Below are 19,238 nucleotides of genomic sequence, written 5' to 3'. Positions count from 1 at the left end.
CAGGAGGAAATTGCCATGGCCATCGAATCAAAACATCCTGAAACCCTTGCGCTTCATGCAGGCTGGCGGGCGGATAAGTCTACCGGCGCCGTCGCCGTTCCGATTTACCAAACAACGTCCTATCAATTCCGCGACGCCGAGCACGCCGCCAATCTTTTTGCGTTGAAGGAGCTTGGGCCGATCTACACCCGCATCGGCAATCCCACGACCGACGTTCTGGAAGCGCGCCTCGCCGCGCTCGAAGGCGGCGTCGCCGCGCTGGCGCTTTCCTCCGGCCAGGCGGCCTCGGCCTTCGCCATCCAGAACATCGCGCGCGTCGGCGACAATGTGGTCTCCTCGACCGGTCTTTACGGCGGCACCTGGAATCTCTTCGCCAATACGCTGAAGGACCAGGGGATCGACGTGCGCTTCGTCGATCCCGCCGACCCCGAGAATTTCCGCCGCGCGACGGATGAGCGCACCCGCGCCTATTACGCCGAGACGCTGCCCAATCCGAAGCTCGAAGTATTTCCGGTTGCGGAAGTGGCGGCGATCGGCCGCGAATATGGCGTTCCGCTGATCATGGACAATACGGCGGCGCCGCTTCTTGCGCGCCCCTTCGATCACGGCGCGGCGATCGTCGTCTATTCCACGACGAAATATCTCGGCGGCCATGGCACGTCGATCGGCGGCGCCATCATCGACGGCGGCAATTTCGACTGGGAGAAGTTTCCGGCGCGCCAGCCCGCGCTCAATACGCCTGATCCGAGCTATCACGGCGCCGTGTGGGTCGAGGCGGTCAAGGCGCTCGGTCCCATCGCCTATATCATCAAGGCGCGCACGACCCTGCTACGCGATCTCGGCTCCGCGCCCTCGCCCTTCAACGCGTTTCTTACGCTACAGGGAATCGAAACTCTCACGCTGCGCATGGAGCGCCATGTGAGCAATGCGCAAAAGGTCGCCGATTTCCTCGGCCAGCGCGGCGAAGTCACGAAAGTTATCTACCCCTCGCATCAGAGCGGCGAAACGCGCACCCGCGCCGACAAATATCTCAAGGGCGGCTATGGCGCGCTCATCGGCTTCGAGCTCAAGGGCGGCGCAGACGCCGGGCGGCGTTTTATCGATGCGCTGGAGATGTTCTATCACGTCGCCAATATCGGCGACGCACGCAGCCTCGCGATCCATCCGGCCACGACGACGCATTCGCAGCTCGGCGAGGAAGCGCAGCTCGCAAGCGGCGTGACGCCCGGCTATGTGCGGCTTTCGATCGGCCTCGAGCATATCGACGATATTATCGCGGATTTGGAAAAGGGGCTGAAAGCGGCGGGCGTTTGACCCCCTCGACTTAGCGCCCCCTCCCCAGCCCTCCCCCACTTCGTGGGAGAGGGAGCGGGTTGTCGCCATCATCGAGAATGCGGATCGCGAGCGTCCCCTCTCCCGCTTTAGCGGGGGAGGGACAGGGAGGGGGCTCTCACGACTTCACCTTCATCGGGTACCCAGCCACAACCAGCGCCACATCCTTAGCGATCCTTGCGACCTCCTGATGCAGCAGGCCGGCCGCGTCGCGGAAGGCGCGGGCGAGCGCGTTTTCGGGCACGATCGACAGCCCCACCTCCGGCGACACAACGACCGTCGGCGCCTCGCGCGCAGATAAAGCGGCGACCAGGGCGGCGCGATCCGCAATAAGATCGGCTTCGACAAACATTCTGTTGGAGAGCCAGATGGCGAGGCAATCGATCAGCAGCGGCAAATCCGCGGGCGCGGCGCCGATCGCCTCGGGCAAATGCTGCGGCGCCTCGACGGTGCGCCACTCGCCGCCACGACGCGCCTGATGCGTCGCGATGCGCGCGCGCATCTCATCGTCGAAGGCTTGCGCCGTCGCAATATAAGTCCACGGCCCGGGATGCGCCATCACGAGGCTTTCGGCATAGGCGCTCTTGCCCGAACGCGCCCCGCCGAGAACGAAAGTGAGACGCGGATTCTCAATCATCGCGCACCGTCATTGCGAGCGAAGCAAAGCAATCCAGCAGCCGCGCGGAGACTCTGGATTGCTTCGTCGCCTCCGGCTCCTCGCAAAGACGGGCCCTTGCGGTCATGCCACCCGTCATTCCCGGCGGGCTGAAAGCCCGACCGGGAATCCAGAGCCACAAAAGCGCTGGTTCGGCCCTGGATTCCCGATCGCTCGCTTTGCGAGCGTCGGGAATGACACCGAGCCAATGGAGTGAAATCCGTATTAGACATGCTCGGCTCTCTTGAATCCGGTGCGCGCCAATAGGCCGCCCTCTCGGTCGAAGATGATGACTTCGACCTCCGTTTCGCTGGCGCCCAGCGTCTGCGCCGCTGTCGCACAGGCGAGCCTTGCGATTTCCGCCGCGAGATCGACATGCGCACGCTGCGTGATCTGCAACGCCTCCAACGCGCTGTTTGCTTCTTCGATCTTGCGCGCAATCTCGCCGCTTGCGCCGGCCGCCCGCGCGCTCTGCGCGAGCCGCGCGAAATCCACGCTCGACCTGCCCGAATGCAAATCCAGCCGGCCCTGCGCGAGCTTGGTCGTCTTCGCAAATCCACCGCCGATCGTGACGCGCGCGACCGGATGCGTGCGCAGATATTTTAAGAAACCGCCGACGAAATCGCCCATTTCGACGAGCGCCGCCTCGGGGAGATCATAGAGCGCCTTCACCGCGGCTTCGGACGTCGAGCCAGTCGTTCCCGCAATATGTGTGAGCCCGCTCGCGCGCGCGACGTCGACGCCGCGATGAATGCTGTCGATCCAGGCCGCGCAGGAGAAAGGCGTGACGATGCCCGTCGTGCCGAGAATGGAGAGGCCGCCGATAATGCCCAGGCGTCCGTTGAGCGTATGTTTCGCCATCTCCTCGCCGCCGGGAATGGAAATCTCGATTTCGGCGTCTGCGCCAACGCCGAGCCGCGAAGCAGCCTCCTGGATTGTCTGGCGCATCATCTGACGCGGCACGGGATTGATGGCGGGCTCTCCCGGAGGCAACGGCAGGCCGGGACGCGTGATCACGCCCACGCCCTCCCCCGCCTTGAAAGACACTCCCGCGCCCGGCGCCGCGCGGCGGACAGTGGCGCGGATCAACGCGCCATGGGTGACGTCCGGGTCGTCGCCGGCATCCTTCACGATGCCGGCGCGCGCGAAATCATCGCCGCGCGTAAACTCCGCGAGCGCGAAGGCGACGCGCTTGCCGGAGGGTAGAGCGATCTCGATCGGGTCCGGCGGCGGCGCGCCCGTGACAAGCGCTTGATAAGCCGCGCGCGTCGCCGCCGTGGCGCAGGCGCCGGTGGTCCAGCCCCGGCGCAGCGGGCGATCTTTTGGCGCGTCTGTCATGCGTCTTCTTTAGCAATTCCTCGCAAAACGCGACACCGGCCGAACGATCCGCTAAAAGGAGCGCCGGTTTCATTCGACAGGGAGCTTGGCCCATGAGACGCAGCCTTTCGTCCTTCTTCGCCTTTGCGGCGCTCGCGGCGGCGGACGCCGGCGGCGCGCAGGCCTTCGAGCTGAAAAGCCTGGACATCGCCGAGGGCAAGACCATCGACATGAAGCATGTCTACAATTCCTTCGGCTGCACCGGGGGCAATCTCTCGCCCGCGCTCAACTGGACCGACCCGCCGGCCGGCACGAAGAGCTTCGCCGTGCTCGTCCACGATCCCGACGCGCCGACGGGCGGCGCCGGCTTCTGGCACTGGCTCGTTGTCGATATTCCGCCGGATGTGCGCAGCCTCGAGCAGGGCGCCGGCGACGCCTCCGGCAAGAAGCTGCCGCCCGGCGCGCATCAGCTCGAAACCGACTTCGGCGAAAAGGCCTATGGCGGCCCCTGCCCGCCGCCCGGCAAGCCGCATCGCTACATTTTCACGGTCTATGCGCTGAAGATCGACAAGCTCGGCGACGCCGCCCATGGCCGCACCGCCACCGCCGGCTTCACCATCAATGGCAATGCGCTGGCCAAGGCGTCCATCACTGGGCTGTTCGGGCGGTAAAGGGCGTGGCGCATCCGTCATTGCGAGCAAAGCGAAGCAATCCAGAGCGCCATCACGGCTCCTGGATTGCTTCGTCGCTTCCGCTCCTCGCAATGACGGGGTTGTCATTCCTGGCAGGCCGAAGGCCTGACCGGGAATCCAGGGCGACCGCGCGCGCCTTCGGCTCTGGATTCCCGATCGCCCGCCTCGCGAGCGTCGGGAATGACAGGATCGTCGTCATGGGTCGTTGCTGACGACCGCATGACCAACCCCGCCACCGCGCTCCTCGCGCTCGCCATCGAAGCTCTCTGCGGCTATCCGGACCGGCTCTTCCGCCGCGTCGGCCACCCTGTCACATGGGCGGGCGCGCTCATCCTAGCGCTCGACAAGCGCCTCAATCTTGAAAGCGACCCCTTCACTCTGCGCCGCGCCAAGGGCGCCGCCGCGCTCGTCGCGCTCGCCGCGACCGCGCTCGTCGCCGGTTCGATTATCGAAAGCCTCGCCCTCTCGCTCCCTTACGGCTGGATCGCGCTCGCCGTCCTCGCATCGAGCCTCCTCGCGCAAAGGAGCCTCTACGCCCATGTGGCGGATGTCGCGCGCGGGCTTTCCCGCTCGCTCGACGATGGCCGCCGCGAGGTCGGTAAAATTGTCGGCCGCGACGTCACGCTGCTCGACGAAGCCGGCGTCGCCCGCGCGGCGATCGAAAGTCTTGCCGAAAATTTCTCCGACGGCGTCGTGGCGCCGGCGCTGTTTCTCGCGCTCTTCGGCCTGCCCGGCGCGCTGCTCTACAAGGCCGTCAACACCGCCGACAGCATGATCGGCCACAAATCCGCGCGCTATCTTGCTTTCGGCTGGGCGGCGGCGCGCTGCGACGATCTTTTCAACCTGATGCCCGCCCGCTTGGCGGCAGGGCTAATCGTCGCAGCCGCATGGCCGACCGGCGCGCCGGCGCGGGACGCCTATGAGACCGTCTTGCGCGACGCCTCCAAGCACGCCTCGCCCAATGCCGGCTGGCCGGAGGCGGCGATGGCCGGCGCCTTGGGACTTTCGCTCGGCGGTCCGCGCCGCTATCACGACCTCGAAATCGCCGGCGCCACGCTGGGAAGCGGACGGCGCGAGGCGACGGCTGAGGATATTTTTCGCGCGCTGAGGATTTACAAGGCTGCGCTGGCCATGCTTTGGCTTATTATGGTCGTCGGCGCCCTCGCGGGCGCTAGATAGTCTGTTTTTCAAGGATAAACGCGAGATCCTTTCCCCCGGACAACCGGATGGAGCTCGCCCTTTCATTTTCCCGGAATTCGAATATGTTAAGGGGAGATTGTGCAGCGCAACATAACGGAGGCGTAGAAGCGCCAGGAGACGCGTGATTATGGACCGTATGTCGTACCAGGTTTATGAGATGCTGCATCTGGCCTTCGCGCCTGCGCGCGCGGCGACCGACGCCCTGCTCCATACGATCAAGAGCCCTCTCAACCCATTTTCGCATACGTCCTTCGGGCGCAGCATCGCCGCCTCCGCCGAGCTCTTCGAGCGCATGACGCGCCGCTACGGCAAGCCCCTCTTCGGACTCGATACGACGACCATCGACGGCGTCGAGGTCTCGATCGTCGAGGAGCATGTCTGGATCAAGCCCTTCTGCAGCCTGCTGCATTTCAAGCGGGCCTTCGAGGGCGAGGAGCCGAAGCAATCGAAGTTGCTGATCGTCGCGCCCATGTCCGGCCATTACGCCACGCTGCTGCGCGGCACGGTCGAAGCCTTTCTGCCGACCCACGACGTCTACATCACCGACTGGGCCGACGCGCGCACCGTGCCGCTGATCGACGGCAGTTTCGATCTCGACGATTACATCGACTATCTCGAGGACATGCTGCGCCATCTGGCGCAGGACGGCCAGCCGGTGCATACGCTCGGCGTCTGCCAGGCGTCTGTCCCGCTGATCTGCGCCATCGCCGCGTTGGAATCCGCGAATGACCCCGCCGCGCCGGACTCGATGGTCCTGATGGGCGGCCCGATCGATCCGCGCGTCAATCCCACGGCCGTGAACCAGCTCGCCGAGAAGCGCGGCATCGACTGGTTCCGTCGTCACTGCATCCACACCGTGCCCTTCCCGCACGCCGGCATGGGCCGCGAGGTCTATCCGGGCTTTCTGCAGCTTTCGGGCTTCATGGCGATGAACATCGAGCGCCATGTCTCGGCGCATCTCGAAATGTTCAACCATCTCGTCGAAGGCGACGGCGACTCGGCCGAAAAGCACCGCGATTTCTATGATGAATATCTCGCGGTGATGGACCTCACCGCCGAATTTTATTTGCAGACCGTCGAGCACGTCTTCATCCGGCACGAGGTGCCGCTCGGCCTGTTGCGCCATCGCGGCGAGCTTATCGACCTCGCGGCGATCCGCCGCACGGCGCTGCTGACCGTCGAAGGCGAGAAGGACGATATTTCAGGCGTCGGCCAGACTTTTGCGGCGCAGGCGCTCTGCCCCGGCATCCCCGATGCGCGTAAGGCGCATCATCTGCAACTGGGCGTCGGCCATTACGGCGTCTTCAACGGCTCGCGCTTCCGCCGCGACATCGCGCCGCTCATCTGCGCCTTCACGAGCGAAATCGAGAAAGTCGAAGCCTGAAGGGGACCGCGCGCCTTCAGGCGCGCTAAAGAAAGGGCAGCGAGCCTGAAGGCTCGCCAGCTTTTCGATAAACCTCCGAGGCGGCCTCGTCCTTCGAGACGCGAGCGTCGCTCACTCCTCAGGATGAGGCCTAAGTGTTTGGCGCAGATGCAGAAGCCCCTCATGCTGAGGGGTCTGCGCAGCAGGCGTCTCGAAGCACGAGGGGCGTCAACGGACCCAGTCCGGCGAGCCTGAAGGCTCGCGGTCCCCGCTGCGCCGCTCACAACGTCGGCGTCAGCCCTGCTTTCAGGTTTTCGCGGGCGAGGCCAAGGAGCAGATTTTTCGTCTGCTCATCCGCAATCCACGCATCGACGCGTGAATTGGAGAGTCGCTCCGGGCCCGCCTTTTCATAGGTCTTGAACGACGCCGCGAGATATTGCGGCAGGTTGAGAAAATCGCCGACCGAATTGGCGAGATGGTGGTTCTGCAGCTTGAACAGATAGCCGCCCTGCGCGCCGAACACTTTGGCGATTCCCGGATAGACCGGGAAGATTTCCGCACGCGCGAGGTCGTGGATTTCGTAATAGCTGAAATCCGTCGACGGCGGCTTCAGGCCGACTTTCTCCCACATCCGCCGCGCAATATCGAAGAGCACGAAGCTCTTGGGATGCAAGATGCTGTACATGAAGACGCCGCGGCGCGCCCATTTCATGAGATCTTCCGAGAGATCGACGCCGAAACGCGCTTTCGACGTCTCGAGCAGCTCCCGCGCAGCGTCGTTCCAGACATCGAAATAGCCCAGGGCCTGAAAGACATTCTCATTGAACAGCGCCCGCGCTTCGTCGACCGAAAGCCCCGCGCGGTAGGCGAAAAGGGCGAGCGCCGAATGATAGGGCCCGACCGGCCCGAAGATGAAGCCGTGCAGCGGTTGCGATTTGTCCTCGATATAGATGAGGTCGGGATGAAACGCCGCGAAACTGATCGCGGGCGTCAGCGTCGTCTTCGGCAGACGGTTGCGCAGCTCCTCCGAATCTCCGCCGCCGCGCAAATGGCCGGCGAGAAAATCATGCGTGAAGATGTAATCATACGTATCCAGCGTCTTGACCAGAAGGTCCATCGAGGCCTTGGCGTGGCCGATCGCCGAGAAGTGATCGACCACGGCGCTCGGATTCATGACCTTCATCGCATAGGCGATCCCGAAGGCCTGACAATTGCCGATAACGGCGATTCGCGGCCCCGTGGCGCGGATAACGCGGCCCGTCAGCTTGGCGATGTGCGGCTCGACCGCATATTGGCGCCAGGTGCGGAAAATCTGCTTGTCGATTTGAGATAACATACGGTCATTCACCAGTTTCGCCGGGGCGCGTCCCGTCTTCCGGCCCTGGGCTGGTGACAAGAGGCGGCGCCGCGTCTATGGTCCGCTCACACGCAACGGCGCGCCATATGCGCAACGAAGACGAGCGCTACGAGGTCCGTTTGCGAAGATCGATTCGAATCGACGAGGAGTTTGCCCTTGGCAGACAACCCCTATAGCTCCCTACCCGACCATCGCTTCTGGCGCAAGGCTGTGACCGGACTGCCGCCCTTCGCCATCGACCCGGTGATTTCCATGCCCTTCAAGATCGCCCGCGAAGATCGCGTGGCGACTGCGGGAAGCTGCTTCGCGCAGGAAATCGCCCATCGCCTGCAGACGAGCGGCTACACCTATTATCTCGCCGAAAAACCGCCGCAGGGGATGTCGGCCGAGGAAGCGCTGCGGCGCAACTACTCGATGTATTCCTGCCGCTACGGCAATCTCTACACGACCGCGCAATTGCGGCAGTTGATCGAGCGCGTCTATGGGCGTTTCACGCCGTCGCTCGATTACTGGAATCGCCCGGAGGACGGCCGCTTTGTCGACCCCTTCCGCCCGCGCATCGAGCCGGACGCCTATGAGACGGTCGAGGCGATGCGCGCCGATCGCGAAAGCCATTTCGCCGCCGTGCGTCACATGCTGGAGACGATGGACGTTTTCGTCTTCACCTTCGGCCATACCGAGACCTGGCGCCACAAGGCGGATGGCGCGATCTTGCAGCTCGCGCCCGGCGTCGCCGGCGGGACATGGGACGAAAACGTCTACGAGTTCTACAATATGACGGTGAGCGAAGTCGTGCGCGACTTCCTCGCCGCCGTGGATCGCATTCGCGAGGTCAATCCCAAGGTCCGCATCATCCTGAGCGTGTCGCCGGTCGGGATCATCGCGACCTACGAAGACCGGCACGTCGCCGTCTCCAACGTCGCCGTCAAATCTATTTTGCGGGCGGCGGCGGACGAGGTCGTGCGGGCGCGCCCGAACATCGCCTATTTCCCGTCCTTTGATCTCGTGAACATCTCCCCCAATACGGGACGCTTCTATCGCGACGATACGCGGCGCATCAACGCGCATGGCATCGACCGCACGATGAAGATGTTCTTCGATCACTTCACCGACAAGGCGCGCGAGGAGGAGGCGATTCGTTCGCTGAAATTCGACGTCGCGGCGGAAGCCGAAGCCAGCGCCCGCGTCGTCTGCGACGAGGAGGCGATCGAGTCTGCGTGAGACGGCGATCGGCGGATCGGCGCCAGCGCCGATCCGCTGAATTCTTCATCGACCACCGAGCCGACAGCCGATTTCCAAAGGATCGAACATGATCGTAGCTTCGCTTGCGCTCGCCGCTGCGGGGGCTTTTACCGGCGCCTCTCTTTACGTGAATTACGTCGAGCAGCCGGCGCGTCTCGCCTTGAGCGACGATGCGCTCATCAAGGAATGGGAGCCCTCCGATCATCGCGGCTTCATTGTGCTCGCGGGATTGGCGGCGATTGCCGCATTGTTCGGCTTCATCGCTTTTCGCGAGCTCGACGACATTCGCTGGCTGTTCGGCGCCCTGGTTATTCTGGCGTCATGGCCCTACACCTATTGGGCGATCGTGCCGCTCAACAACCGCATCCTCGGCCTCATCGCCGCCGACGCCGCGCATGAGGCGCGCAAAGTGATCGATCTTTGGGGCAAGCTGGAGATCGGCCAGACAGCGATCGGCGTCCTTGCCCTCGCGATCTTCCTTTGGGCGGCCGGCTAAAACCTTCCGTCTGAACCGCGCCCCACGCAAACAGACTGCGCCTCAGGGCCTTCGGCGCCAATCTTGAAGAGCGGCATTCATGATTTATGATCTTGTCGTGATCGGTTCGGGTCCGGGCGGCTATGTCTGCGCGATCCGGGCCGCGCAATTGGGCCTGAAAACCGCCGTCGTCGAGAAAGATCCGACCTATGGCGGAACCTGCCTCAACGTCGGCTGCATTCCCTCGAAAGCGCTGCTGCACGCTTCCCACATGTTCGAGGAGGCCGGCCACGGCCTTGCGCCGCTCGGCGTGATCGTCGATCCGCCGAAGCTCGATCTCGCGGCGATGATGAAGCACAAGAACGAAACAGTTGGCGCGAATGTCAACGGCGTTGCCTTTTTGTTCAAAAAGAACAAGGTCGACGCCTATCGCGGCGTCGGCCGCCTTGCTGGCGCGGGCAAAGTTGAAGTGACCGGCGCCGATGGCGCGTCGCAGACCCTCGAAACGAAGAATATCGTGATCGCGACGGGTTCGGCGGTCGCGCCTTTGCTGGACGCTTCCGGCGCCGAAATTCAGATCGACGAAAAGCTCGTCGTCTCCTCGACCGGCGCGCTGTCGCTGGAGAAGGTTCCGCAACGGCTCGTCGTCATCGGCGCGGGGGTCATCGGCCTGGAGCTCGGCTCGGTCTGGCGGCGGCTCGGCGCGCAAGTGACGGCGATCGAATATCTCGACCGCGTGCTGCCGGGCTTCGATCTCGAAGTGGCGACGCGTTTTCAGAAGCTCCTCGAAAAGCAGGGCTTCGCCTTCAAGCTTTCCTCCAAGGTCACGGGCGTCAAGCGCGAGGGCGATGGCGTCGTGGTCTCCTATTCCTCCGTCGATGGCGCAACCTCGGATACGGCGGCGGCGGACGTCGTTTTGGTGGCCACCGGCCGCATCCCCTATACGCAGGCCCTCGGGCTCGAAGAGGCGGGCGTCGCTCTGGAGCGCGGGCGCGTCATTATCGACGATCACTTTGCCACCAATGTCCCGGGCGTCTACGCCATCGGCGACGTCGTGCGCGGGCCGATGCTTGCCCATAAGGCCGAGGATGAGGGCGTCGCCGTCGCCGAAATCCTCGCAGGCCAGGCCGGCCATGTGAATTACAACGTCATTCCGAGCGTCGTTTACACGAGCCCTGAAGTCGCCTCTGTGGGCCTCACCGAGGAGGACGCCAAGACCAAGGGCCTCGATGTCGCCATCGGCAAATTCCCCTTCTCCGCCAATGGCCGCGCCCGCTCGATGCGCGAGACCGACGGCTTCGTGAAATTCATCGCCGACGCCGCCACCGACCGGGTGCTGGGCGTCCATATCCTCGGCGCCGGCGCCGGCGAGCTGATCGCGGAAGCGGCTGTGCTCATGGAATTCTCGGGCTCCTCCGAGGACCTCGCGCGCACCTGCCACGCCCATCCCACCATGTCGGAGGCAATGAAGGAGGCGGCGCTCGCCGTGGCCAAGCGGGCGATCCACATCTGACGCCATTTCCGTTTGAGCAGCTCGCATTGGGCCTTGTCATTCCCGGCGGGCTGAAAGCCCGACCGGGAATCCAGAGCCACAAAAGCGCGGGTTTCCCGATCGCTCGCTGCGCGAGTCTCGGGAATGGGCGCCGAACCAAATTGGCGTTCACGATCGGACCCTTACATTCTTGCCGGACTGCTGCTGGAGCGCCCGATGGAACAAGTGAACGCATTTCTCGGCTGGCTGAAGCCGCGGTTGGCGCGGGCCTTTTGGTTCACGCTGGCGCTTCTCTTCCTGATCGAGAGCTGGCTTTGGGACCATCTCAAGGACGGGCTACACGCGCTCGAGCGCTGGCTCGGCGTGGAAAAGCTAGAGCCCTGGCTGAAAGCGCTTGTCGCGCGGCTCTCGCCGCCTATGGCGCTGGTCCTTTTCGTGGGCCCGATCGCCGGCATATTGCCGCTTAAAATAGCCGCCTTGGCGCTGCTGGCGCATGGCCATATTCTGGCGGGCGTCGGCGTCATTCTGCTGGCGAAAATGCTGGCGCTGGGCGTCGAGGCCTTCCTGTTCGACATCTGCCGCGACAAGCTTTTGCAGATGCCATGGTTCGCACGTTTCTATGCGACTGTCCTCGACGTGCGCGCCTGGGCGTCTCAGCTCGTGAAGCCTTACAAAGAGCGCTTGGCGGAAGGACTCGCCAAGCTGCGCGCCAATCTCGCAGCCTACCTGGGCGGGGACGGCGAACTCTTGAGAAAGCAGATCGCCCGCCTGCGCGCCCTGGTGAAATCGCGGGGCGCGGCGTGAGCGCTCATACCGTTTCCGTTTGAGTAGCTCGCATGGGGACGTGTCATTCCCGGCGGGCTGAAAGCCCGGCCGGGAATCCAGAGCCATAAGTGCGCTGGTTTTGCTCGGAGCCCGTCATTGCGAGCGAAACGAAGCAATCCAGGGCAGCGATGCGGCGCGGGATTGCTTCGTCGGCTCCGCCTCCTCGCAATGACGGCGGTAATTCCGATCGCTCGTTTGCAAACATCGGGATCAACACCGAACCGATCGAGCGGATCTCGTATCACTCGCAGATGGCGTAGCCGAAGCAGAAATCGGCTGCCGCCGCGGAGGGCGATTTGAACAAAGCGCCCGCGCTCGCGAAGCTTGCCGCCACCATCAGCGATAGAAGGCCGAAGATAAGTGATTTTTTCATAAGCCCCTCTCCGGAAATGCCTTGCGCCGCAATATCGGGGCAGCCTCGCCTCTCAATTTGCGCGCCTGCGCCCCCTTGGCCGACTAACGCCGATCCTACGGCTCCGGTTCCGAGAAACCGTCCAGGCGCCCTCGAGCGTGCTTAACGACAAAGCGCATAGCCGAAGCAGAAATCGCTCGCATCCGCATGAGCGCTCGAGACGACATAAGCGCCAGCGCCAGCCAATTCGAGCGCGAGAACCAGAAAGACCACGAGCAAAGCGCCCAATCCCGCTGTCTGTCGCATGGAAGCCTCCTTCTATCTCCGCCTCGCCCATCGGCGAATAAGCGCAGATTAGGAAAGCAGGGACGCAGACACAGTGCGCGGGCGCACGGGCCGGAGGGTGTGGCTCGAAATGAAAGAGCCTCCCCGCGGCGGAGGAGGCTCGGTTTGCCGCCAAACTTCCGCGGCGGCCTCGTCCTTCGAGACGCGAGCTTTGCTCGCTCCTCAGGATGAGGCCTAAGTGTTTGACGTAAATGAAAAAAGCCCCTCATGCTGAGGAGCCTGCGCAGCAGGCGTCTCGAAGCACGAGGGCACAAACGAGTATCAGATCACGACGACCTTGGTGCCCACCTTCACGCGGCTGTAGAGGTCGATCGCGTCGATGTCGCGCATGCGGATGCAGCCCGAGGAAACGCCCTGGCCGATCTTCTCCGGCTCATTGGTGCCGTGGATGCGGTAGAGCGTGTCCTTGCCCTCCTGATAGAGATAGAGGGCCCGCGAGCCGAGCGGATTGTCGGGGCCGCCCGGCAGGCCGCCGGCGTCGGCGGTCGGCTGCAGATGCGGCCAGCGCTGGAGCATGTCCTTGGGCGGAATCCAGCGCGGCCATTCCTGCATCGCGCCAACATAGGCGCGGCCGCTCCAACCCATCGCGTCCTGCCCTGTCGCAACGCCATAACGAACGGCCTTGCCGCCGGGCATCACGTAGTAAAGGAAATGCGACCTGGAATCGACGATGATCGAGCCAACCGGCTCATTCGTCTTGTAATCCACGAGATAGCGATCGAATTCGGAGCTGATTTCGGCTTTCGGCGCAAGCGCCAGAAATTCGGCGTCGCGACCCGACAGCTTCGGCTCGGGCAAACGCGTCCCGCTGTAACAGCCGGCAAGCGCGAGCGCGGATAGCGCCGTTGCAACCAAAAGCCTCGAATTCATGCCAACGCTCCTTTCCGCCGCAGGATAGTCACGAAAAATGCTTATCACGAACTCGCCCGGGACAATCCGCCTCACCGCCATATTGGAGCCAATATTCCCTTGGTGTTGCCAGGGCGCCACGTTGCACCGCGAAGAAAGTGCCCCACGCCGCCCCAGATGAGGACTTGACGTCTTTCATTTTTCACAGACATGGGCGAAAAACACAGGAACAGGGCGGGAATCGTCCGCCCCTTTAGCGGCGATCTTGTGAAAACCCTTCTCGTCACGCATGCGAGCGGTCTCGATCACGAAATGGGTCCGGGGCATCCCGAGCGCCCGGATCGGCTGCGCGCCATCGAGCGCGAGCTGGACGCTGAGCGTTTCCAATCCCTTACGCGCGTGAATGCGCCGCGCGCGTCCCTCGAAGCAGTGCTGCGCGTGCATCCGCAAAGCTATCTCGACGCGCTCGAACAGGCCGAGCCGCGCGAAGGCTATGCGGCGCTCGACAGCGACACGCTGATGTGCGCCAAGACGCTCGAGGCGGTCTGGCGTTCGGCGGGCGGCGCCGTCGCTGCGATCGACGCGGTGATGAGCGGCGCGGCCGACACCGCTTTCGTCGCCACGCGCCCGCCGGGCCATCATGCCAGCGTCCAGACGCCCATGGGCTTCTGCTTCATCAACAATATCGCCATCGCCGCGCGCCACGCCCAGGCGGCGCATGGCGTCGAGCGCGTCGCCATCGTGGATTTCGACGTGCACCACGGCAATGGCACGCAGGATATTTTCTGGGCCGACGGCAGCGTTCTTTACTGCTCCCTCCATCAGGCGCCGTTTTACCCCGGCACCGGCGGGCGCAATGAAACCGGCGAGCACGACACCATCGTCAATGCGCCATTGCTGGCCGGCTCGTCTGGTTACGCCTTCCAGGAGGCGTTCGCCGACCGCGTCCTGCCGCGGCTGCGCGACTTTGGCCCGGACATCATCCTCATCTCGGCCGGCTTCGACGCCCATGAACGCGACCCGCTCGGCGGACTTCTCCTCACCGAGCGGGATTTCAGCGAGACGACCAAGCGCCTGATGGATGTCGCCGACAAGAGATCCGGCGGGCGGCTCGTCTCTCTTCTCGAAGGCGGCTACGATCTCGAAGGCTTGAGCCGCAGCGTCGCGGCCCATGTTCAGGCCTTGATGGGCGCCTGAGCGGCGGCCAGAGCCTCCGCCTCGAGATGGGCCCTTTCCGCCCGGGCCAGAATATCGGCGAGGATCAGATCGTCGCGCGACGGCTCTTCCTCGCGGGCCTGCAGCAGCCGCTGCTGCCGCGCCGCCTCCAGGGCGCCCGCCGTCACCTTGCCGGAGGCGCGCTCCCTTTCGAGCTGCTCCACCAGGTCGCGATTGGCCTGTTCGAGATGCGCCTTCTGATCGGCGAAGCGGCTGCGCTCCGCATTCAGCCGATCGCCGGCGAGCGCGGCTTTCTGCTCGGATTTTTCGAGCCGGGCGGAGAGGTCGCGCATCGCCCGGATCAGTGAGCGGGCGCGCCTGCTGAGCCGCGCATGGCCGCGCTCGCGGGCGTCCAGCTTTTCCTTGAGCGCCAGCATGTCGGCGGCCGTGGCTTCGGAATGTTCCGAAAGACGCAGGAGCTTCTGCTCCAGGTCCTGAACCAGACGCTCGCCGACGCGGCACTGGTCGCTCTTCTCCTGCAGCTCGGACCGCGCTTCGACAAGAAGCCGCTCGGCGGCCTGGGCGCGGGAGACCTGCTCGTCGAGCTTGGCTTCCAGCTCGGCGATCTGACGGCGATCTGCTTCGAGCTCCAGGCGCGACGCGGCCTGCGCTCTCTGGTGCTCCATATGGGTCGAGGCGATCAGCTCCTCGAGCTTGACGATCTGGCGCCGCTCGGTTTCGAGGGCGATCTCCAATTCGCGGATGCGCTCGACGAGCCCTCCGGCGTAGACCTTCCCCTCCGCCAGCTCGTTCTGCAGCGCGCCTGCGTGCGTCTGAACTTCGACGAGATTTGCTTGCAGGACGTCGGCATGCTGGCGCGCGAAGGCGGCTTCGTCCCGCGCCGCGGAAAGATCGAGCTGCAACTGCGTGATGAGCCGGTCGTTCTTGGCCACCGCGTCCTGCAATTCGTCGAGGTCGCCCTTGAGATGATAGACTTCGGCGCGCTCGGCTTCGTAAGCCTCCTGATATTGCGCGCCGACGCTCTGGGCCTGGCGCAGATCCGCCTCCAGCGTCTCGATCCGCGCTTCATGGACCTGCGTCGCCTCGCGCAGCCGCGCAGTCTCCAAGGACAGCAGGCTGTTCTCGGTCCGCGCCTCGTCCCGCTCCTCGTAGAGCGCGCGGTTTTCTTCCTTCATGTCGGCAAGTGCGCCCTCGGTCAGCGCGATCATCATGCCGCGCTCGACCAGGGCGGCGTTGGTTTCCTCGCGCGCCGCGAGGATATGGCCGATCCAGTTCGAAATCTCGACGAAATGCGCCTTGACCGCGCAAAGCTCCTCGACCTTCTGGACAAGGTCGATGCAGCGGTTCTTGATCTCCTCGTCCTCCGCGCCAATCTGGTCCAGCGTCCACTCGGGAAAGGACGATGGATTTTGGACGCCGGCGTCGACATGGGCGACGCCCGCGTCCGGAACGACGTATTGCGCGGGGAGATGAAGAAGATCGTTCATATCGAGCCTTCCTGTTGTGCCTTATGCGCCGCCAGGAGGGACGCGGTCGGCAGACCTCTAGGATTTGTCTCGAGCTGAAGATATTCAGGAAAGCATAGCCGACGAAATTCGGCCTTTCGGTCACGACCGATACTGGGGAACTACTTAGACCTTTAGGAATAAGCAAAAGCCGCGAGCCTGTCGGCGTCGCGGCTTTTGAAAAAGCTCAATTGCGGGGAGAGCCCCGGACGCTCAGCCCTGGCGGGCCTTGTAGCGCTTCTGAACCTTGTTGATGACGTAGACGCGGCCCTTGCGGCGCACGATCTGGTTGGCGCGATGGCGCGAACGCAGGGACTTCAGAGAGTTGCGGACTTTCATGGTCTATCCTCGGCAATAGAACACTGGCCGGGATAACGCCCAGCGCCTCGTTACGGCCGGATATGCCAAATTTTCCGCCGCCGATCAAGTCGAAACTGGCAAATTGGCGGAACGACCGGGTGAATAACGATCTGGCGTTATTAGCCCCCATACCTCCCCTTCACGGGGAGGTCGGCGGCCGAAGGCCGACGGGTGGGGCCCGTGCAGCAATGACTGTGGTTGGGTTTTACCCCACCCGTCGCGCTTCGCGCGCCACCCTCCCCGTAAAGGGGAGGGATGAGCTCACGCCCGGCGTTCGCCCGAGTTGCCCCTCACAGCGTCGCCACAAATTTCTCCCAGCCCGCCGCGCGCAGCTTGCAGGCGGGGCACTCGCCGCAGCCATAGCCCCATTCGAAGCGCTTGCCGCGCTCGCCCAGATAGCAGGTGTGCGATTCCTCCACGATAAGCTCGACGAGCCCTTCGCCGCCGAGGTCGTGCGCCATGCGCCAGGTCGCCGCCTTGTCGATCCACATCAAAGGCGTATGGATTTCCACATCGGTCGCCATGCCGAGGGTCAAGGCCCGGTTCACAGCGCGAATCGTATCGTAGCGGCAGTCCGGATAGCCGGAGTAATCGGTCTCGCACATGCCGCCGACGAGGTCGGCGATGGAGCGCCGATAGGCGAGCGCGGCCGCGAAAGTGAGGAAGATGATATTGCGGCCGGGAACGAAGGTATTCGGCAGGCCGCCCTCCCCGAGCGCGATTTCGGCCTCCCGCGTCAGCGCGGTTTCGGAGACGGCGCCGAGCGCCTCGAGCGAGATCGTATGGTCCTCGCCGAGCCGCGACCGCCACAGCGGCGAGAGCGCGCCCAGGCCGTCCCGCAAAGCGGCGCGCTGCGCCAGCTCGATGCGATGGCGCTGACCGTAATCGAAGCCCACGGTCTCGACGCGGGAGAAATGCGCCAGCGCCCAGGCGAGGCAGGTGGTCGAGTCCTGTCCGCCAGAGAAAAGCACGAGTGCGGCGGAGTCCCCAGCGGGATTTGCGTCATGGGTCGTCATGAGACGAAGCTAGCGCGCTTTCCGCTCGCATGGAATTGGCGTTCGCCGCGCGATGCGAGCGAATCACGCCGCCGTGCGGCGGGCGGGGCTCTGGGCCGTCGGCGTCTCGAACTTGGGCAGGGCGTTCATCACGCGCTGGGGCGGGAAGATCACGATCGCCTCGGTGCCCTCGCGCACTTTGGACTTCAGCATGAACTGGCCGCCATGCAGCTCGACGAGCCCCTTGACGATCGGCAGCCCCAGGCCCGTGCCCTCGTCGGCGTTCTTCTGCGCGAGCGTGCCGCGGCCGAAGGACGCCATGACGACGGCGATTTCCTCCTCGGGGATGCCGGGGCCCGTGTCCTTGATGGCGACATACTGGCCGCCGGCGCTGGTCCAGCCGACCTTCAGCGTCACCTGCCCGCCCTGCGGCGTGAATTTGATGGCGTTGGTGAGAAGGTTGAGAATGACCTGACGCACGGCCCGTTCGTCGACCCAAATGCGCGGCATGTTCGGCTCCAGCGCCTCGACCAGATTAATGTCGCGCTTCTGCGCGCGGATCGTCAAAAGATGGCGGCACTCCTGCGCGACATTGACGAGCGAGACGCTCTCCTCCTTCAATTCGTAGCGGCCCGCCTCGACGCGCGAGAGATCGAGGATTTCATTGATGAGCATCAGCAGATGCTGGCCGCTCGAATGAATATCCGAGGAATATTCCTTATAGGCAGGGTTGGAATGCGGGCCGAAAAGCTCGTTTTTCAGCACCTCGGAAAAGCCGAGGATCGCGTTGAGCGGGGTGCGCAGCTCGTGGCTCATGGTCGCGAGGAAACGCGACTTGGCGAGATTGGCCTCTTCCGACCGGCGGCGCGCCTCGTCGGAATTCGCCTTGGCCTGCTCCAGCTCGGCGATGAGCTCGTTCTTCTCGGCGCGGAAGAACAGGCTTTCGGAGGCGAGCTGGTGGAAACGCCTGGCCAGCACATAGAAAAACACCTGGCTCGCCGCCACCATTGCGACGAGGGGGGCGATGGTTTGGGCGCCGCGCGCGGCGACGGCGATATAGGCGACGCTGGCCAGCGATGCCGGCAGAATGGCTGCGTAGACGGCGGCCGGAATCGTCGCCGTCACCATGGTGTTGAACGCCGAGGACATCAGCATCATGCAGATGACCAGCGTGCGGGCGTTGGGGTCGTTGACGCTCAGGAGGGTCGCCGCGACGCCGGCCCAGACGAAGCCATGGATAAGCTCGGTCGCGACGAATTTGGTGCGCCACTCCTTGACCGTGATCTTGGAGTCGTCCCGGCTCAGCAGGCTCTTGGCCGTGCCGTAGCAGAGGATGAGGCTGGAAAAGGCGAGAACGAGCCAGACGATGATCCGTTGGCTCGGGACCCAATACAGGGCCAGAAAGGACATCATCAGAATGAGCGCCACCGCCGATACGGCGGAATTGACGCGGGTCTCGGCATAGGCCCGCAGCAGCTCGAGATCGGCGCCGCGATACCCCGTGTCGGAGGTCGTCAGGCGCTCTCGCGCCTGGCGCACGCGCGCGCCGAGCCGACGCTTTTGCGTCGCAGTCTGAGGATCGAGCCCACGACCACGCTCGATCATTTCCGCGGTGATTTCACTCATTTTACACACGCAAGACGTTACTGCGTCGGAAGCCGACGAATGCGATAATTCCCGGTAAATGTTAACAGCCCCCTCACAAG

19 protein-coding genes are annotated in these 19,238 nt (G+C 64.0%); 9 read left to right on the top strand and 10 right to left on the bottom strand.

What is annotated here, in order from left to right; all coding sequences use genetic code 11:
• The first annotated feature begins 15 nt into the window (after nucleotides 1–15).
• Entirely contained in the window at nucleotides 16–1,314 is a 1,299-nt protein-coding gene (locus tag QNA11_RS17755; protein WP_283484031.1) for an O-acetylhomoserine aminocarboxypropyltransferase/cysteine synthase family protein, read from the top strand.
• Between the two features lie 136 nt (nucleotides 1,315–1,450).
• On the opposite strand, the gene cobU is transcribed toward QNA11_RS17755, so the two are convergent.
• Nucleotides 1,451–1,969, bottom strand: a complete 519-nt coding sequence (cobU, locus tag QNA11_RS17750) for a bifunctional adenosylcobinamide kinase/adenosylcobinamide-phosphate guanylyltransferase (protein ID WP_283484030.1) — start codon at nucleotides 1,967–1,969, stop codon at nucleotides 1,451–1,453.
• A 243-nt stretch (nucleotides 1,970–2,212) separates the two neighbouring features.
• A complete protein-coding gene (locus QNA11_RS17745; RefSeq protein ID WP_283484029.1) occupies nucleotides 2,213–3,325 on the bottom strand; it encodes a cobalt-precorrin-5B (C(1))-methyltransferase in 1,113 nt (370 codons plus the stop codon).
• Between the two features lie 92 nt (nucleotides 3,326–3,417).
• On the opposite strand from QNA11_RS17745, the gene QNA11_RS17740 reads away from it, so the two are divergent.
• From QNA11_RS17740 to QNA11_RS17730, 3 genes are all read left to right on the top strand, one after another.
• Nucleotides 3,418–3,975, top strand: a complete 558-nt coding sequence (locus tag QNA11_RS17740) for a YbhB/YbcL family Raf kinase inhibitor-like protein (protein WP_283484028.1) — start codon at nucleotides 3,418–3,420, stop codon at nucleotides 3,973–3,975.
• A 201-nt stretch (nucleotides 3,976–4,176) separates the two neighbouring features.
• Entirely contained in the window at nucleotides 4,177–5,175 is a 999-nt protein-coding gene (cbiB, locus tag QNA11_RS17735; protein WP_283484027.1) for an adenosylcobinamide-phosphate synthase CbiB, read from the top strand.
• A 148-nt stretch (nucleotides 5,176–5,323) separates the two neighbouring features.
• Nucleotides 5,324–6,580: a polyhydroxyalkanoate depolymerase gene (locus QNA11_RS17730; protein ID WP_283484026.1), complete on the top strand. Its 1,257-nt coding sequence runs from the start codon at nucleotides 5,324–5,326 to the stop codon at nucleotides 6,578–6,580.
• Between the two features lie 259 nt (nucleotides 6,581–6,839).
• On the opposite strand, the gene QNA11_RS17725 is transcribed toward QNA11_RS17730, so the two are convergent.
• Nucleotides 6,840–7,895, bottom strand: coding sequence for a WcbI family polysaccharide biosynthesis putative acetyltransferase (locus QNA11_RS17725; RefSeq protein WP_283484025.1), 1,056 nt, complete (start codon nucleotides 7,893–7,895; stop codon nucleotides 6,840–6,842).
• Between the two features lie 177 nt (nucleotides 7,896–8,072).
• Between QNA11_RS17725 and QNA11_RS17720 the strand changes: the two genes are divergently transcribed.
• The 4 genes from QNA11_RS17720 (at nucleotide 8,073) to QNA11_RS17705 (ending at nucleotide 11,929) form a co-directional block, all read left to right on the top strand.
• Complete coding sequence (locus QNA11_RS17720; RefSeq protein ID WP_202072143.1) at nucleotides 8,073–9,137, top strand: GSCFA domain-containing protein; 1,065 nt, start codon at nucleotides 8,073–8,075, stop codon at nucleotides 9,135–9,137.
• An 88-nt stretch (nucleotides 9,138–9,225) separates the two neighbouring features.
• The gene (locus QNA11_RS17715; RefSeq protein ID WP_202072142.1) at nucleotides 9,226–9,654 is read left to right on the top strand and encodes an anthrone oxygenase family protein; all 429 of its coding nucleotides are present in this window, start codon (nucleotides 9,226–9,228) and stop codon (nucleotides 9,652–9,654) included.
• A gap of 79 nt (nucleotides 9,655–9,733) precedes the next feature.
• A complete protein-coding gene (gene lpdA, locus QNA11_RS17710) occupies nucleotides 9,734–11,146 on the top strand; it encodes a dihydrolipoyl dehydrogenase (RefSeq protein ID WP_283484024.1) in 1,413 nt (470 codons plus the stop codon).
• Nucleotides 11,147–11,341: 195 nt separating this feature from the next.
• Nucleotides 11,342–11,929 carry a hypothetical protein gene (locus tag QNA11_RS17705; protein WP_283484023.1) on the top strand — a complete coding sequence of 196 codons (588 nt, stop codon included), beginning with the start codon at nucleotides 11,342–11,344 and terminating at the stop codon, nucleotides 11,927–11,929.
• Between the two features lie 262 nt (nucleotides 11,930–12,191).
• On the opposite strand, the gene QNA11_RS17700 is transcribed toward QNA11_RS17705, so the two are convergent.
• The 3 genes from QNA11_RS17700 to QNA11_RS17690 all read right to left on the bottom strand — a co-directional run bounded on the left by QNA11_RS17700 (nucleotide 12,192) and on the right by QNA11_RS17690 (nucleotide 13,517).
• Complete coding sequence (locus QNA11_RS17700) at nucleotides 12,192–12,323, bottom strand: hypothetical protein (protein WP_283484022.1); 132 nt, start codon at nucleotides 12,321–12,323, stop codon at nucleotides 12,192–12,194.
• Nucleotides 12,324–12,464: 141 nt separating this feature from the next.
• Nucleotides 12,465–12,608: a hypothetical protein gene (locus QNA11_RS17695; RefSeq protein ID WP_202072139.1), complete on the bottom strand. Its 144-nt coding sequence runs from the start codon at nucleotides 12,606–12,608 to the stop codon at nucleotides 12,465–12,467.
• Between the two features lie 300 nt (nucleotides 12,609–12,908).
• Nucleotides 12,909–13,517 carry a L,D-transpeptidase gene (locus QNA11_RS17690; RefSeq protein WP_202072138.1) on the bottom strand — a complete coding sequence of 203 codons (609 nt, stop codon included), beginning with the start codon at nucleotides 13,515–13,517 and terminating at the stop codon, nucleotides 12,909–12,911.
• A gap of 246 nt (nucleotides 13,518–13,763) precedes the next feature.
• Here QNA11_RS17690 and QNA11_RS17685 point away from each other — a divergent pair, with 246 nt between their 5' ends.
• Nucleotides 13,764–14,693, top strand: a complete 930-nt coding sequence (locus QNA11_RS17685; protein WP_283484021.1) for a histone deacetylase family protein — start codon at nucleotides 13,764–13,766, stop codon at nucleotides 14,691–14,693.
• Here QNA11_RS17685 and QNA11_RS17680 read toward each other — a convergent pair.
• The 4 genes from QNA11_RS17680 to QNA11_RS17665 form a co-directional block, all read right to left on the bottom strand.
• A complete protein-coding gene (locus QNA11_RS17680) occupies nucleotides 14,672–16,159 on the bottom strand; it encodes a hypothetical protein (protein WP_283484020.1) in 1,488 nt (495 codons plus the stop codon). The two genes, QNA11_RS17685 and QNA11_RS17680, sit on opposite strands and share 22 nt — an antisense overlap.
• Before the next feature lie 231 nt (nucleotides 16,160–16,390).
• A complete protein-coding gene (ykgO, locus tag QNA11_RS17675) occupies nucleotides 16,391–16,516 on the bottom strand; it encodes a type B 50S ribosomal protein L36 (protein WP_036283477.1) in 126 nt (41 codons plus the stop codon).
• Between the two features lie 311 nt (nucleotides 16,517–16,827).
• Nucleotides 16,828–17,553, bottom strand: coding sequence for a 7-cyano-7-deazaguanine synthase QueC (gene queC / locus QNA11_RS17670; RefSeq protein WP_283484019.1), 726 nt, complete (start codon nucleotides 17,551–17,553; stop codon nucleotides 16,828–16,830).
• A 63-nt stretch (nucleotides 17,554–17,616) separates the two neighbouring features.
• Nucleotides 17,617–19,158: a sensor histidine kinase gene (locus QNA11_RS17665; protein ID WP_283484018.1), complete on the bottom strand. Its 1,542-nt coding sequence runs from the start codon at nucleotides 19,156–19,158 to the stop codon at nucleotides 17,617–17,619.
• Nucleotides 19,159–19,238 lie beyond the last annotated feature (80 nt).

The sequence above is a fragment of the Methylocystis sp. JR02 genome (assembly GCF_030063565.1).
Taxonomy (GTDB): domain Bacteria; phylum Pseudomonadota; class Alphaproteobacteria; order Rhizobiales; family Beijerinckiaceae; genus Methylocystis; species Methylocystis iwaonis.
The sequence above is the reverse complement of the archived record's forward strand: the minus strand, read 5'-3'. Positions and strand labels throughout refer to the sequence as shown.

What these genes read in the sequence shown, in the direction of transcription:
- QNA11_RS17755 (WP_283484031.1), top strand. Translation starts at nt 16, where the DNA reads ATGGCCATCGAATCAAAACATCCTGAAACCCTTGCGCTTCATGCAGGC.
- cobU (WP_283484030.1), bottom strand. Translation starts at nt 1,969, where the DNA reads ATGATTGAGAATCCGCGTCTCACTTTCGTTCTCGGCGGGGCGCGTTCG.
- QNA11_RS17745 (WP_283484029.1), bottom strand. Translation starts at nt 3,325, where the DNA reads ATGACAGACGCGCCAAAAGATCGCCCGCTGCGCCGGGGCTGGACCACC.
- QNA11_RS17740 (WP_283484028.1), top strand. Translation starts at nt 3,418, where the DNA reads ATGAGACGCAGCCTTTCGTCCTTCTTCGCCTTTGCGGCGCTCGCGGCG.
- cbiB (WP_283484027.1), top strand. Translation starts at nt 4,177, where the DNA reads ATGACAGGATCGTCGTCATGGGTCGTTGCTGACGACCGCATGACCAAC.
- QNA11_RS17730 (WP_283484026.1), top strand. Translation starts at nt 5,324, where the DNA reads ATGGACCGTATGTCGTACCAGGTTTATGAGATGCTGCATCTGGCCTTC.
- QNA11_RS17725 (WP_283484025.1), bottom strand. Translation starts at nt 7,895, where the DNA reads ATGTTATCTCAAATCGACAAGCAGATTTTCCGCACCTGGCGCCAATAT.
- QNA11_RS17715 (WP_202072142.1), top strand. Translation starts at nt 9,226, where the DNA reads ATGATCGTAGCTTCGCTTGCGCTCGCCGCTGCGGGGGCTTTTACCGGC.
- lpdA (WP_283484024.1), top strand. Translation starts at nt 9,734, where the DNA reads ATGATTTATGATCTTGTCGTGATCGGTTCGGGTCCGGGCGGCTATGTC.
- QNA11_RS17705 (WP_283484023.1), top strand. Translation starts at nt 11,342, where the DNA reads ATGGAACAAGTGAACGCATTTCTCGGCTGGCTGAAGCCGCGGTTGGCG.
- QNA11_RS17700 (WP_283484022.1), bottom strand. Translation starts at nt 12,323, where the DNA reads ATGAAAAAATCACTTATCTTCGGCCTTCTATCGCTGATGGTGGCGGCA.
- QNA11_RS17695 (WP_202072139.1), bottom strand. Translation starts at nt 12,608, where the DNA reads ATGCGACAGACAGCGGGATTGGGCGCTTTGCTCGTGGTCTTTCTGGTT.
- QNA11_RS17690 (WP_202072138.1), bottom strand. Translation starts at nt 13,517, where the DNA reads ATGAATTCGAGGCTTTTGGTTGCAACGGCGCTATCCGCGCTCGCGCTT.
- QNA11_RS17680 (WP_283484020.1), bottom strand. Translation starts at nt 16,159, where the DNA reads ATGAACGATCTTCTTCATCTCCCCGCGCAATACGTCGTTCCGGACGCG.
- ykgO (WP_036283477.1), bottom strand. Translation starts at nt 16,516, where the DNA reads ATGAAAGTCCGCAACTCTCTGAAGTCCCTGCGTTCGCGCCATCGCGCC.
- queC (WP_283484019.1), bottom strand. Translation starts at nt 17,553, where the DNA reads ATGACGACCCATGACGCAAATCCCGCTGGGGACTCCGCCGCACTCGTG.
- QNA11_RS17665 (WP_283484018.1), bottom strand. Translation starts at nt 19,158, where the DNA reads ATGAGTGAAATCACCGCGGAAATGATCGAGCGTGGTCGTGGGCTCGAT.